Source organism: Kineococcus sp. G2 (assembly GCF_037154035.1).
Lineage (GTDB): Bacteria > Actinomycetota > Actinomycetes > Actinomycetales > Kineococcaceae > Kineococcus.
On record NZ_JBBBEM010000008.1, the window covers coordinates 107933 to 121594 of the forward strand.

11 protein-coding genes are annotated in these 13662 nt (G+C 75.6%); 4 read left to right on the forward strand and 7 right to left on the reverse strand.

Annotated features, from left to right (window positions below):
- The first annotated feature begins 26 nt into the window (after positions 1-26).
- The 3 genes from V9U69_RS01780 (at position 27) to V9U69_RS01790 (ending at position 4806) form a co-directional block, all read left to right on the forward strand.
- Positions 27-1370, forward strand: coding sequence for a glutamine synthetase family protein (locus V9U69_RS01780; protein WP_337059647.1), 1344 nt, complete (start codon positions 27-29; stop codon positions 1368-1370).
- Entirely contained in the window at positions 1367-4474 is a 3108-nt protein-coding gene (locus tag V9U69_RS01785; protein ID WP_337059568.1) for a bifunctional [glutamine synthetase] adenylyltransferase/[glutamine synthetase]-adenylyl-L-tyrosine phosphorylase, read from the forward strand. The genes V9U69_RS01780 and V9U69_RS01785 overlap by 4 nt, the downstream gene beginning before the upstream one ends.
- 98 nt (positions 4475-4572) lie before the next feature.
- Positions 4573-4806 (forward strand): hypothetical protein, encoded by a 234-nt coding sequence (locus V9U69_RS01790; protein ID WP_337059570.1) that lies wholly within the window; start codon positions 4573-4575, stop codon positions 4804-4806.
- 64 nt (positions 4807-4870) lie between these two features.
- Here V9U69_RS01790 and fgd read toward each other — a convergent pair whose 3' ends face one another.
- From fgd to glnA, 4 genes are all read right to left on the reverse strand, one after another.
- Positions 4871-5896: a glucose-6-phosphate dehydrogenase (coenzyme-F420) gene (gene fgd / locus V9U69_RS01795; RefSeq protein WP_337059571.1), complete on the reverse strand. Its 1026-nt coding sequence runs from the start codon at positions 5894-5896 to the stop codon at positions 4871-4873.
- A gap of 129 nt (positions 5897-6025) precedes the next feature.
- Positions 6026-7723, reverse strand: coding sequence for a dihydroxyacetone kinase subunit DhaK (locus tag V9U69_RS01800; protein WP_337059572.1), 1698 nt, complete (start codon positions 7721-7723; stop codon positions 6026-6028).
- Between the two features lie 55 nt (positions 7724-7778).
- A complete protein-coding gene (locus V9U69_RS01805; protein WP_337059573.1) occupies positions 7779-8105 on the reverse strand; it encodes an STAS domain-containing protein in 327 nt (108 codons plus the stop codon).
- Positions 8106-8238: 133 nt separating this feature from the next.
- On the reverse strand, positions 8239-9663 hold the full coding sequence (gene glnA, locus V9U69_RS01810; protein ID WP_337059574.1) for a type I glutamate--ammonia ligase: 1425 nt from the start codon (positions 9661-9663) through the stop codon (positions 8239-8241).
- Between the two features lie 183 nt (positions 9664-9846).
- Here glnA and V9U69_RS01815 point away from each other — a divergent pair, with 183 nt between their 5' ends.
- Complete coding sequence (locus tag V9U69_RS01815; RefSeq protein ID WP_337059575.1) at positions 9847-10293, forward strand: hypothetical protein; 447 nt, start codon at positions 9847-9849, stop codon at positions 10291-10293.
- A 40-nt stretch (positions 10294-10333) separates the two neighbouring features.
- On the opposite strand, the gene V9U69_RS01820 is transcribed toward V9U69_RS01815, so the two are convergent.
- The 3 genes from V9U69_RS01820 to V9U69_RS01830 all read right to left on the reverse strand — a co-directional run bounded on the left by V9U69_RS01820 (position 10334) and on the right by V9U69_RS01830 (position 13633).
- On the reverse strand, positions 10334-11065 hold the full coding sequence (locus tag V9U69_RS01820; RefSeq protein WP_337059576.1) for a DUF4191 domain-containing protein: 732 nt from the start codon (positions 11063-11065) through the stop codon (positions 10334-10336).
- Between the two features lie 73 nt (positions 11066-11138).
- The gene (gene lipA, locus V9U69_RS01825; RefSeq protein ID WP_337059577.1) at positions 11139-12140 is read right to left on the reverse strand and encodes a lipoyl synthase; all 1002 of its coding nucleotides are present in this window, start codon (positions 12138-12140) and stop codon (positions 11139-11141) included.
- Between the two features lie 89 nt (positions 12141-12229).
- Complete coding sequence (locus tag V9U69_RS01830) at positions 12230-13633, reverse strand: serine hydrolase domain-containing protein (RefSeq protein ID WP_337059578.1); 1404 nt, start codon at positions 13631-13633, stop codon at positions 12230-12232.
- Positions 13634-13662 lie beyond the last annotated feature (29 nt).

The window sequence follows — 13662 nt, forward strand, 5'->3', positions numbered from 1 at the left end:
GGTGAGCGACGACGGGAAGGGTGGCCATGGACCGCCAGCAGGAGTTCGTGCTGCGCACGCTGGAGGAGCGCGACATCCGCTTCGTCCGGCTGTGGTTCACCGACGTCATCGGGACGCTGAAGTCGGTGGCCATCGCGCCCGCCGAGCTGGAGGGCGCCTTCGGCGAGGGCATCGGCTTCGACGGCTCCGCCATCGAGGGCCTCTCGCGCGTGTCGGAGTCCGACATGCTGCTCAAGCCCGAGCCGAGCACCTTCCAGGTGCTGCCGTGGCGCACCACCGACGACCACCAGGGCACCGCGCGCATCTTCTGCGACATCCTCACGCCCGACGGGCAGCCGGCGCGCTCGGACCCGCGCAACGTGCTCAAGCGCGTCCTGGACCGCGCCGCCCGGCACGGCTACACCTTCTACACGCACCCCGAGATCGAGTTCTACCTCTTCAAGGGACCCCTGCAGCGCGGCGCCGTGCCCGAGCCGGTCGACTACGTCGGCTACTTCGACAACCACCCCGGCGGCACCACGACCGACTTCCGCCGCGAGGCGATCTCCGTGCTGGAGAGCATGGGCATCTCCGTGGAGTTCAGCCACCACGAGGGCGGCCCCGGCCAGAACGAGATCGACCTGCGCTACGCCGACGCCCTGACGACCGCGGACAACGTCATGACGTTCCGCACGGTGCTGAAGGAGGTCGCCGGGGAGATGGGGCTGTACGCCAGCTTCATGCCCAAGCCCCTGGAGGGGCAGCCCGGTTCCGGCATGCACACCCACCTGTCGCTCTTCGACGGCGACTCCAACGCGTTCTACGAGGCCGGCTCCGAGTACCAGCTGTCCACCACCGGACGGCGCTTCATCGCCGGGATCCTGCGGCACGCCGCCGAGATCACCGCCGTCACCAACCAGTTCGTCAACTCCTACAAGCGCCTGTGGGGCGGCGGCGAGGCCCCCAGCTACGTCAGCTGGGGGCACAACAACCGCTCCGCGCTGGTGCGGGTGCCGATGTACAAGCCCAGCAAGGCGCAGTCGGTGCGGGTGGAGTACCGGGCGCTGGACTCCGCCTGCAACCCCTACCTGGCGTTCGCGGTGCTGCTGAGCGCCGGCCTGAAGGGCATCGAGGAGGGCTACGAGCTGCCCGACGGCGCCGAGGACGACGTGTGGGCGCTCACCGACGCGGAGCGGCGCTCCATGGGCATCGAACCGCTGCCGCAGAGCCTGGAGCACGCCATCTCCGTCATGGAACGCTCCGAGCTCGTCGCCGAGACCCTCGGTGAGGGCGTGTTCGACTTCTTCCTGCGCAACAAGCGCGCCGAGTGGGCCGACTACCGCGCCCAGGTCACGCCGTTCGAGCTGCAGCGCTACCTGCCGCTGCTGTGACCGCCGGTCCCGGGCGCCGCACCAGCGCCACCGCGCAGCTGGCCCGGGCGGGGTTCACCGACCCCGCCCGGGGCCTGCGGCTGCTGCGCGAGAGCGCCCTCGACGGCGTGGTGCGCCCGGGCGGTGACGACGAGCCGCTGCACGACGAGGTCACCGCCTCCCTGGTGCGCGCCCTGGGCCGCACCGCCGACCCCGACCAGGCGCTGCTGGGGCTGGTGCGCTTCAGCGAGGCGCTGGCCGCGCGCGGCGACGCCGCGGGGGCGCAGCGCGTCCGGGACCTGCTGCGCGGCGGCGATCCGGACGGCGGGCCGGGCGGCGACGACGGGGGAGCCCGGGCCCGCCTGCTCGCGGTGCTCGGCGGTTCCGTCGCCCTCGGCGACCACCTGGTGCGGCACCCGGAGCACTGGAGCGCCCTGCTGCCCGCCACCGCCCCCGACCCCGCCCGGCTGCGCGCCGAGCTGCTGGAGGCCGTCGGCGCCGACCCGGCCGCGCCCGTGCCCGTCGCCGCGCCCGACGCCGCCGGCACCCCCGGCGCGGAGGCCCTGCGGGTGGCCTACCGCCGCCGCCTGACCGCTCTGGCCGGGCGCGACCTCGCCGCCGCCGACCCCACCGCGGTGCTGCACGAGACGGCCGCCGAGCTGGCCGACCTGGCGGCGGCCGCGCTGGAGACCGCGCTGGCCCTGGCGCGGGCGGAGGTGCCCGGCGGCGGACTGGAGTGCCGGCTGGCCGTCATCGGCATGGGCAAGGCCGGCGGGAGGGAGCTGAACTACCTCTCCGACGTGGACGTCGTGCACGTCGCCGAACCCGCCGACGGCGCCGACGAGGCCGAGGCGCTGCGCACCGGCACCAAGCTCGCCGCCGCCCTGCAGCGCATCTGCTCCGCACCGACCGCCGAGGGCACGCTGTGGGAGGTCGACGCGGGCCTGCGCCCCGAGGGCAAGCAGGGCCCGCTGGTGCGCACCCTCGACAGCCACCTGGAGTACTACCGCCGCTGGGCGAGGACGTGGGAGTTCCAGGCGCTGCTGAAGGCGCGTCCCCTGGCCGGCGACCGGGAGCTGGGCGCCGCCTACGTGCGGGGCATCGCTCCGATGGTGTGGAGCGCGGGGGAGCGCGAGGGGTTCGTCGGCGAGGTGCAGGCGATGCGCCGGCGCGTGGAGTCCCTCATCCCCTCGAAGGAGGCCGAGCGCCAGCTCAAGCTCGGCAGCGGCGGCCTGCGCGACGTGGAGTTCTCCATCCAGCTGCTGCAGATGGTGCACGGGCGCACCGACGAGCGGCTGCGGAACAGCGCGAACACCCTGGAGGCGCTGGACGCCCTGGCCGCGTTCGGCTACGTCGGCCGCCACGACGCCGGGGAGCTGGACCGCGACTACCGGCTGCTGCGCGCCCTGGAGCACCGCGTCCAGCTGCACCGGCTGCGCCGCACCCACGTGCTGCCCACCGCGGAGACCGACCTGCGCCGCCTCGGCCGCGCCCTGGGGTTGCGCGGCGACCCCGTCCGCGCGCTGGAGGACGTCTGGCGCGGCACCCGCCGCGACGTGCGCCGCCTGCACGAGAAGCTCTTCTACCGGCCGCTGCTGTCCGCGGTGGCCCGGCTGTCGGCGGCCGACGCCCGCCTGGACGCCCAGCTCAGCCCGGAGGCCGCCCGTGCGCGCCTGGCCGCCCTCGGCTACCGCGACCCCGCGGGGGCGATGCGGCACCTGCAGGCCCTGACCTCCGGCGTCAGCCGGCGCGCCAGCATCCAGCGCACCCTGCTGCCGGTGATGCTCGCCTGGTTCGCCGACGGCGCCGACCCCGACGCCGGGCTGCTGACCTACCGCCGGGTCTCCGAGGCGCTGGCCGGCGCCCAGTGGTACCTGACGATGCTGCGCGACTCCGGCGCGGCCGCCGAGCGGCTGGCGTCCGTGCTGTCCGCGGCGCGGATGCCCGCGGAGCTGCTGCTGCGCAGCCCGGAGGCGGTGGCGGTCTTCGCCGACGACGAGCGCCTGGCGCCCTACGACGTCTCGGAGGTCATCGCCGACGCCGCCGCGGCCGCCGCCCGGCGCGCCGACCCCGCCGCGGCGGTGCTGGCCGTGCGGGGGGTGCGCCGCCGCGAGCTGTTCCGCACCGTCGTCGCCGACCTGGTGGGTGCCCGGGACCTCGCCGGGGTGGGGCGGGCGCTGGCCGACGCCGACCAGGCCACCCTCGACGTGGCGCTGCGCGTCAGCGCCCGCGCCGTCGAGCGGCGCACCGGCGCGCCGCTGCCCACCCGGTTGCTCGTGGTGGGCATGGGCCGCCTCGGCGGCGCCGAGACCGGGTACGGCAGCGACGCCGACGTGCTGTTCGTGCACGACCCGCTGCCCGGCGCGTCGGACACCGACGCGCAGCGCGCCGCCACGGAGGTCGTCGCCGAGCTGCGCCGCCAGCTCAGCGCGCCCGGCCCGGAGCCGGCCCTGGAGGTGGACGCCGACCTGCGCCCCGAGGGGCGCAACGGGCCGCTGGTGCGCTCCCTGGACAGCTACCGCGCCTACTACGCGCGCTGGTCGCAGTCGTGGGAGGCGCAGGCGCTGCTGCGCGCCCGCCCCGTCGCCGGCGACGCGGACCTCGGCGAGCAGTTCCTGGCACTGGTCGATCCGCTGCGCTGGCCCGCGGACGGGGCCACCGAGGCCGACGTGCGCGAGGTGCGCCGCATCAAGGCCCGCGTGGAGGCCGAGCGGCTGCCGCGCGGTGCGGACCCGCTGCGCCACCTCAAGCTCGGCCGCGGCGGCACCTCGGACGTGGAGTGGACCGCGCAGCTGCTGCAGCTGCGCCACGCCGGCGAGCACGAGGCGCTGCGCACCACCTCCACCACCGGCGCCCTGCACGGGGCGGTGCGCGCCGGGGTGCTGGACGCCGCGGACGCGGAGGTCCTCGTGGGGGCGTGGACGCTGGCCTCCCGGGCCCGCAACGCCCTGACGCTGTGGCGGGGCAAGCCCGGCGACGCGCTGCCCAGCCACGTGCGCGACCTCGACGGCCTCGCCCGCCTGCTCGGGTTCGAGCCGGGCTCGGCCGCGGAGTTCGAGGAGCTGTACCTGCGCACCACGCGCCGCTGCCGCGCGGTCGTGGAGGACGTCTTCTACGGGCGCTGACGTTCCGGCCGCATGATCCGCGCAGACCCCGGGTACGGGACGACCAGCGCCGCGCCGCGCCGCGCGGCGACCGGCGGAACCGACAGGAGGGAAGCGACGTGAGCCAGGACCCCGGCCAGGACATCGAGCTCGAGGACGTCGGCACCGGCGAGGCCGCCAAGCGCGCCGGCCAGGCGCCCACGGCCACCGACGTGAACGACCCGGATCGCTCGTCGCGCAACACCGCGGCCGGCACCGGCTCCCAGCCCGGCGAGGGCCGGGTGCACCCCGACGCCGACGAGGGCGTGGACCCCTCGGCGAGCATCGAGCCGCACAACGAGGGCCGGGCCTGACGCGACCGGCTCCCCGACGGGGGCGGACCCCGGTGCCCGGCGCGGGCACCGGGGTCCGCGCCGTTCAGCCGGCGCGCAGCAGGGGCAGCACGTCGGCGCTGAACTGCTCCAGGAACCGCGCCTGGTCGTGACCGGGGGCGTGGAAGATGAGGTGGGTGAACCCGGCGTCGACGTACTCCTGCACCGCGGAGGCCACCTCGGCCGGGTCGGAGGCGACGATCCAGCGCTTGGCGACCTGCTCGATCGGCAGCTCGTCGGCCAGGCGCGCCATCTCCACCGGGTCGTGCACGCCCGCCTTCTGCTCCGGCGTCAGCGACAGCGGCGCCCAGAAGCGGGTGTTCTCCAGCGCCCGGGCCGGGTCCTCGTCGAAGGACAGCTTGATCTCGATGGTGCGGTCGATCGAGGCGGCCTCGCGCCCGGCGGCGGCCAGGCCCTCCTCCAGGGCCGGCAGGAGCGTCTCGCGGTACAGGTCCATGCCCTTGCCGGAGGTGCAGATGTAACCGTCCCCGGCGCGGCCGGCGTACTTCGTCACCCCGGGCCCGCCACCGGCCACGTAGATCGGCACCGGCACGGTGGGCCGGTCGTACACGGTCGCGTCGTGCAGCCGGTAGAACTCGCCGTCGAAGGTGACGCGCTCGTCCGACCACAGCGCCCTGATCAGCCGCACCGCCTCGCGCAGCCGGGCGAAGCGCTCCCTCGCCTCGGGGAAGTCCACGCCCACCGCGGTCTCGTTCAGCGCCTCACCGGTGCCGATGCCCAGGACCACCCGGCCCGGGGCCAGGCAGCCCAGGGTGGCGAAGGCCTGGGCGATCACGGCCGGGTTGTAGCGCAGGGTGGGGGTCAGCACGCTGGTGCCCAGCTGCACCCGGGACGTCCTGGCGGCCACCCACGGCAGCCAGGTCAGCGCGGCGGGGGCGTGCCCGTCCACGTGCCGCCACGGCTGGAAGTGGTCGGAGATCCACACCGAGTCCAGGCCGGCCTCCTCGGCCCGCACGGCGAAGTCCGCCAGCCGGGCGGGGTCGAACTGCTCCGCCGACGCCTTGTAGCCGATCCTCAGCGCCTGCCCGTGCGTGTTCACCGTCTGCGTCACCGCTGCCCCGCCTCCCCGTCCGTCGCGCGGTCCCCGCGCGGGCGCCAACCTAACCGCGCGGGCCCGGCGGTGCCCGCGCGGGGCGCCCCGGCCCCCGGCGGCCAGGTCGACGGCGCGCGCCCCGGCGCCTCAGCCCCAGCGCCCGGCGAGCTCACTGGCCAGGTCGCCGGCCGGTTCCACGGCGTCGGCGAGGGCGGCGAGCACCAGGGCCACCCCGACGGCGCCGGCGTCCGCGGTGCCCACCGCCCGCTCGCCGACGTAGCTGGCCCGGCCCCGGCGCGGCGTCATCGCCGCGGTCGCGTCCGCGCCGCCGGCGGCGGCGCGCACCACGTCCGCGAGCCCACCGCCCGCCCCGGCGCCCGCCACGAGGGCGTCGAGCATCGTGCGCTCGCCCGGCTGCGCCCCGCCGACGCGGGTGACCGCGGCGGCCGCCTCCCGCAGCCCGGCGCGCAGCGCGTCCGCTCCCGGCTCACCGGCCTCGAACGCGGTGCGCACCTGCTGCAGGACCAGGCCGAACAGCGGGCCGCTGGAACCGCCCACGTCGTCCAGGAACGCTCCCTCGGCCGCGCGCAGGCCCGCCACCGCACCGTCGCCCGGGGCCCGGCGCGCGGCGGCGCGCACCCCCGAGGCGAGGTTGTCGCCGAAGTCGCCGTCGCCGCCGACCCGGTCCAGGCGCGTCAGGACGTCGTGCAGGCGGGCGACCAGCGCCTCCAGGCCGCTCACGAACGCGTTCTCCCCGCCACCGGAGCGGTCGGTGTCCCCGCTCGCGGGAGCGGCCGGTCCCGTGCCCACGGGCTCGGCCACCGGCAGCGCCGTCGCCGTGGGAGCGCGCAGCAGCTCCAGCCACCCCGGTTCCAGCGCCGTCAGGGTCACCGAGAAGCCGCGCATGTCCAGGGCCGCGACGTAGGTGCCGGCGAAGGCGGCGGCCACCGGTGCGCCCCGCTCGCCGAGGTCGGTCACGACCCGGTCCAGCACCGCGTGCAGCTCCAGGCCGGTGGCCGCGCCCAAGCCGTTGACGAGCACGGCGAACCCCTCCTCGCCGGCGGGCACGTGCTCCAGCAGCTGCCCGACCACCCGGTCCACGACCTCCGCGGCCGGCCGGCGCTCCACGGTGCTGACGGCCCGCTCGCCGTGGATGCCCACGCCGTGCTCCAGCTCCTCCCCGGACAGCTCGAAGGCGGGGCCCGTCCCGCCGGGCACGGTGTGCGCGCGGGTGGCCACCGCGAGGCTGCGCGAGGCCGCCACCACCCGCCGGCCCAGGTCCGCCAGCTCCGCCAGCGACGCACCGCGGTCCGCGGCGGCGCCCAGCACCTTCTCCACCAGCACGGTCGCGCCCGTGCCGCGCCGGCCCGTCGCCGAGCCCTCCACCTCGGTGGCGAGGTCGTCGTCGACCAGCACGGTCTCGACCTCGACGCCCTCGGCGCGCAGCCGCTCGGCGGCGATGCCGAAGTTGATGACGTCGCCGGTGTAGTTCTTCACCACCAGCAGCACCCCGCCCGGCTTCGCGGCGGCCCGCGCGGCGGCGTGCACCTGGCGGTTGTGCGGGGAGGCGAAGACCTGCCCGGGCACGGCCGCGTCCAGTCCGCCGCGCCCGACGAAACCGGTGTGCAGCGGTTCGTGGCCGGAGCCGCCGCCGGAGACGAGCGCGACGCGACGCGCCGGGTCGGGGGAGGTGGCGAGCACGTGCGCGGGGTCCAGCGAGACGCTCAGGCTCGCGCCGTGCGCGCGGGCGAGGCCGGCCAGCGCCGAGGCCACGGTGTCGGGGGAGGGCAGGAACCAGTCGGAGCCGGTGGCCGCGTCGCGCACCGGGGTCTGATCGTCGGTCACGGGCCACACTCTGCTCGCTCGCGCCCGCCGGCACCAGGGCGCGGTGCGCGTGGCCTCAGGTCGCCGGGTGCGGCCCGTCCTCGTCCTCGCGCACCTCCAGCAGCGTGCCGATGCGGGTCTTGGTCAGCAGGAAGCGCACCACCGGCGGCGGCCGCAGCAGCACCACCGGCGGCCTCGTGGTCCGCGAGGCCAGGCGCGCGAGGAAGCCGACCCCCGTGGAGTCCATGAAGGCGACGTCGCCGACGTCCACCACCACCGGCAGGTGGCGGGCCAGCACCGCCGCGCAGGCCGTGGACAGCTCCGCACCCAGGGTCGCGTCCACCTCGCCCGAGAGCAGGACGCGCGTCTCGTCCACGTCGGCGATGACGACGACGCGCTCCACGGGGCCGACAGTAGGGCAGGAGCCGCCGCGGCACCACAGGGCCCCGGCGCACCCGAGGGCCGGGAACGCCGAGGGGCCCGGCACCCGCGCGCAGCGGGTGCCGGGCCCCTCGGGACCACCGGGGTGGGTCGGCTCAGATGTCGAAGTACATCTCGAACTCGTGCGGGTGCGGGCGCAGCCGGATCGGGTCGACCTCGTTGGTGCGCTTGTAGTCCACCCACGTCTCGATCAGGTCGGACGTGAACACGCCGCCGTCGAGCAGGTACTCGTGGTCCTTCTCCAGCTCGTCCAGCACCGCGGGCAGCGAGTACGGGACGGTCTTGATGTTCGCGTGCTCCTCGGGCGGCAGCTCGTAGAGGTCCTTGTCGACCGGGTCAGCCGGCTCGATGCGGTTCTTGATGCCGTCCAGGCCGGCCATCAGCTGCGCGGAGAACGCCAGGTACGGGTTCGCCGACGGGTCCGGCACGCGGAACTCCAGGCGCTTGGCCTTGGGGGAGTTGCCGGTGATCGGGATGCGGATGCAGGCGGAGCGGTTGCGCGCCGAGTACACCAGGTTCACCGGCGCCTCGAAGCCCGGCACCAGGCGGTGGTAGGAGTTCACCGTCGGGTTGGTGAACGCCAGCAGCGACGGGGCGTGGTGCAGCAGGCCGCCGATGTACCAGCGCGCCAGGTCGGACAGGCCGCCGTAGCCCTTCTCGTCGTAGAAGAGCGGCTCGCCGTCCTTCCACAGCGACTGGTGGCAGTGCATGCCGGAGCCGTTGTCGCCGAACAGGGGCTTGGGCATGAAGGTGACCGTGCGGCCGTTGCGCCACGCGACGTTCTTCACGATGTACTTGAAGAGCAGCACCTGGTCGGCCGCGTTCTTCAGCGTGTCGAACTTGTAGTTGATCTCGGCCTGGCCGGCGGTGCCGACCTCGTGGTGCGAGCGCTCCACGGTCAGGCCGGCCTTCTCCAACTCCACGCACATCTCGTCGCGCAGGTCGGCGAAGTGGTCGACCGGCGGGACGGGGAAGTAGCCGCCCTTGTAGCGGGTCTTGTACCCGCGGTTGCCGCCCTCCTCGGAGCGACCGGTGTTCCACGCCGCCTCGACGGAGTCGATGTGGTAGTACGACTCGCGCTGGTTCGTCTCGAACCGCACGTCGTCGAAGATGTAGAACTCCGCCTCGGCGCCGAAGAAGACGGTGTCGGCGATGCCGGTCGACTTCAGGTGCGCCTCGGCCTTGGCCGCGATGTTGCGCGGGTCGCGGCTGTAGGGCTCGTCGGTGAACGGGTCCACGATCGAGTGGTTGATCACCAGGGTCTTCTCGGCCCGGAACGGGTCGATGAAGGCGGAGGTCGGGTCCGCGATCAGCTTCATGTCCGACTCGTGGATGGCCTGGAAGCCGCGGATCGAGGAGCCGTCGAACATCTGCCCCTCGGTCAGGGCGTCCGCGTCCACCGATGCGGCCGGCACGTTGAAGTGCTGCATGACACCCGGCAGGTCGCAGAAGCGGATGTCGACGAACTTGACGTCCTCATCCTTGATGTACTTCAGGACCTCTTCGGAGTTGCTGAACATCCAACCTCCAGGAACGGAACCGGCCCGGCCTTCGAGCCGCCGCGGACGCGCCGACGGTAGGCGGGCGCCGTTTCGCCCTCGTGTCGCCGACGTTTCCGCCACGTTACGCGAGTGGTGCCGGGGAGGGACGAGGCGGTGTACGCGAGGCGCGGGCGGACCCGCGGGGGCGCCTAGGCTGGCGCCGTGACGAGCCGCCCGGTCCCCAGCGCAGTCCCCGGCCCGCGACCGGACGGGGACCAGCCGGTGCCCGGGGTGCGCCTGGGGCTGCCGGCCACCGGCAGCGGCTCGGTGCCGGGGTGGGGACGGCGCGTGCTCGGCCTGGTCGTGGACTGGGCGCTGGCCACCCTCATCGGCCGCGCCTTCCTGCAGGACGCGCTGGGCCCGCAGTTCGCCCCCCTGCTGGTGTTCTGGCTCATGCACGTGCTGCTCGTGTCCACGATCGGCATGACGATCGGCCACGCCGTCGCGGGCACCGCGGTGCGCCGCCTGGACCGCCCCGTGCCCGTGGGGCTCGGCCGGGGGCTGCTCCGGGGCGTGCTCGTCGTCCTCGTGGTGCCCGCGGTGGTGTGGGACGCGGACCGCCGCGGCCTGCACGACAAGGCCGCCGGCACCGTCGTCGTGCGACGGTGACCGGCGGCCCGGTCCTGCGGCGACCTCCTCGCGCGGCGGCTCAGCGCCCGCGCATGGCCCGGCGGTCCGGGCGGGCGCGCATCGGGTCCACACCCTGCGGCACCGGCGGGCGAACCCCGCCCAGCGCGCGCAGCCGCTTGCTGACCGCGGCCACCTCCTGCTTGGTGAGCGAAGGCTTCAGGCGCTGCACGCGGGAGGCCAGCTTGCGCAGCGGCACCTCGCCCTCGGCGCCGCCGTCGCCCACGGTGAACACGTGCACCGGCACGTTGGGCACGACGCGGGCGACCTTGCGCCGCTCGGCCTCCAGCAGCTTGCGCACGCGGGTGGGCGGGCCGTCGCCGACCAGGACGACCCCGGCGCGGCCGAGGGCGCGGAAGACCAGGTCCTGGGTGCGCGCGTCCACGGCCACGGGCTCCTGCTCCACGGTCCACCCGCGGCGGATCGAGCTCAGCGCGGCGCCGGCCGCGCCCTTCTGGCCCTCCAGGCTGACGTAGGCGGCCCGCTCGGCGCGCCGGCCCAGCAGGAACATGCCGGCGAGGACGCCGACCATGATCCCCAGCAGCGGGAAGTAGATCCAGTGGTCGGTGATCAGCCCGACGACGACGCCGACGAGGACGGGCGCGCCGACGGCCAGCAGCATCCACCACCTGGTCGCGGGGTCGGCCCGCACCGTCATGTCGTAGACCTGCTTGAGCTGACGGAGCCGCTTCCACCGCTGCTTCTTCGGCTTCGGTGCGGGGGCCGCGCCCGCGGGCGCCTCTCGTCGTGCCATGAGCGCAAGGATACGGCTCGCGGGCGCGGCGCCGGGCCGCCCGGCGCTCACCGGGCGGCGGGGTGGGGCGGCCTCAGCGCGCCAGCAGGCTCGCCGCCTCCTGCGCCGCCGGCACGTCGCGGTCCAGGTGCGCCAGCTGCTGCGGGATCGGCACCCCGCGCCGGCGCATCGCCTGCGCCCACAGCCGCCCGGCGCGGTACGAGGAGCGCACCAGCGGCCCGGCCATGACGCCCGCGAAGCCGAGCCGCTCGGCCTCCGCGGAGAACTCCACGAACCGCTCGGGCTTGACCCACCGCTCCACGGGGTGGTGCCGGGGGCTGGGCCGCAGGTACTGGGTGATGGTGACGATGTCGCAGCCGGCGCCGCGCAGGTCCGCCAGCGCCTCCACGACCTCCTCGTCGGTCTCGCCCATGCCGAGGATGAGGTTCGACTTCGTCACCAGGCCCGCGTCGCGGCCCTGCGTGATGACGTCCAGGGAGCGCTCGTAGCGGAACGCCGGGCGGATGCGCTTGAAGATGCGCGGCACCGTCTCGACGTTGTGCGCGAAGACCTCCGGGGCCGCGTCGAACACCTGCTGCAGCAGCTCGGGGCGGCCGTTGAAGTCCGGCACGAGGATCTCCACGCCGGTGCCCTCGTTCAGCGCGTGGGTCTGGCGGATCGTCTCCGCGTACAGCCACGCGCCGCCGTCGGCGAGGTCGTCGCGGGCGACACCCGTGATCGTGGCGTAGCGCAGACCCATCGTGCGGATGCTCTCGGCCACCCGGCGCGGCTCGTCGCGGTCCAGCGGGGAGGGCTTGCCGGTGTCGATCTGGCAGAAGTCGCAGCGCCGGGTGCACTCCGAGCCGCCGATGAGGAAGGTGGCCTCGCGGTCCTCCCAGCACTCGTAGATGTTGGGGCAGCCCGCCTCCTCGCACACCGTGTGCAGGCCGCCGGACTTCACCAGGCCCTTCAGCTCGGTGTACTCCGGGCCGGTGCGCGCCCTGGTGCGGATCCAGGACGGCTTGCGCTCGATCGGCGTCTCGGCGTTGCGCGCCTCGATGCGGAGCATCCGCCGTCCCTCGGGTGCGATCGTCACCCGCCCAGCGTACGTCCGCGCGCGCCCCGCTCCCGCCCGGCCGTGCGCCAGGTCACGGCCGGTGCGGGCGGCGGGTGCGGGGCCGGGGGTCAGGGCCGCCAGCCGCCCGGGTCCACGCCGCCGGGCACGTCCGCGTCCGGGTCGTAGGGGGTGCGGGTCAGGCGGAAGCTCGCCAGGTCCAGGTGGCTCACCGACCCGTCGGCGCCGCGCACCGGCCGCAGCACCTCCCCGGCGTAGTACTCGTCCAGGCCGCGCCAGGCGCCGGTGGCGGCGTCCCGCGCGAAGCGGGAGGCGCGCGCCCGGCCCGTCAGGCCGCTCAGCTCCAGCGAGCCGTCCCGGCCGGCGCGCAGCACCAGCGGCGCCGGCCCCCAGTACCAGGGGCCCAGCAGCTCCAGCACGTCCGCGTCCACCGCCTGCGGCCGCCACGGGCGCGGCGCCGCCGGCTCGGCGTCCGTGAACGCCGTCAGCAGGCGCACCGGCAGGTCGCCGAAGCCGGTCGTGGAGTTCGTCAGCGCCAGCACCGCGTCGGAGGTCTCCACGTCCACGCGCAGCATCGCCACGAACCCCGGCATCGACCCGGAGTGCCCCGCGAACCGGCGTCCGCCGGTGTTCCACAGCTGCAGGCCCAGCCCGTACCCGGCGCCCCACGCGGCCCCGCGGGCGTCGTCCACCACCTGCGGCTCGCGCATCGCCTCCGCGCTCTCCCGGCGCAGCACGCCCGCCCCGTCCGCCACGACGCCCGCCCAGCGCGCCAGGTCCGCCACGGTCGACCACAGCTGGCCCGCCGGGGCCATCGCGCCCGCGTCGTGCTCCGGCTCGGGCAGCACCGCGTCCGCCCACGGGTGCACCGCGAACCCCTGCGCCGCCGGCGCCTGCGGGCGCGTGGTGGTGCGGTCCATGCCCAGCGGTCGCAGGAACTGCTCGGCCACCACCTCGTCCCAGGCCGCACCGCGCAGGCGCCCCAGCAGCTCGCCCAGCACCCCGTAGCCGACGTTGGAGTAGTGGAAGCGCACCCCGGCGCGGTGACGCAGCGCCCCCGGCCCCAGCAGCTCACGCAGCCGGTCCCACCCCTCACCGGCGGTGCGCTCCCACCACGGCCCGTCCGTCTCCGCCTGCAGGCCCGAGGCCTGACCCAGCAGCTGACCGACCGTGAGAGCGCCGACGCCGTCGGTCCCCAGCTCGACCAGGTGCCGGCCCACCGGGTCGTCCAGGCCCACCAGGCCGTCCTCCGCGCAGCGCATCACCCCCGCCGCCACGAACGTCTTGGTGATCGAGCCGATCCGGTACTGCGTGCCCGTCGCCGACGGCGGCCGCTCACCGGCCGCCTCGTCCACCGCGGTGCCCGCCGCCCCCGTCCACACCAGCCGCCCGCCGCGCACCACCCCGGCCACCACCGACGGCAGCCGGTGCTCGGCCTGGGCGGCGGCCAGCAGGTGCTCCAGCGCCCGGGCGGTGGCGGGCAGCACGGTCGGGGCGTCGGGCGAGGTCGTCACGGGACGACCCTGCCAGAGCGCACCGGCGC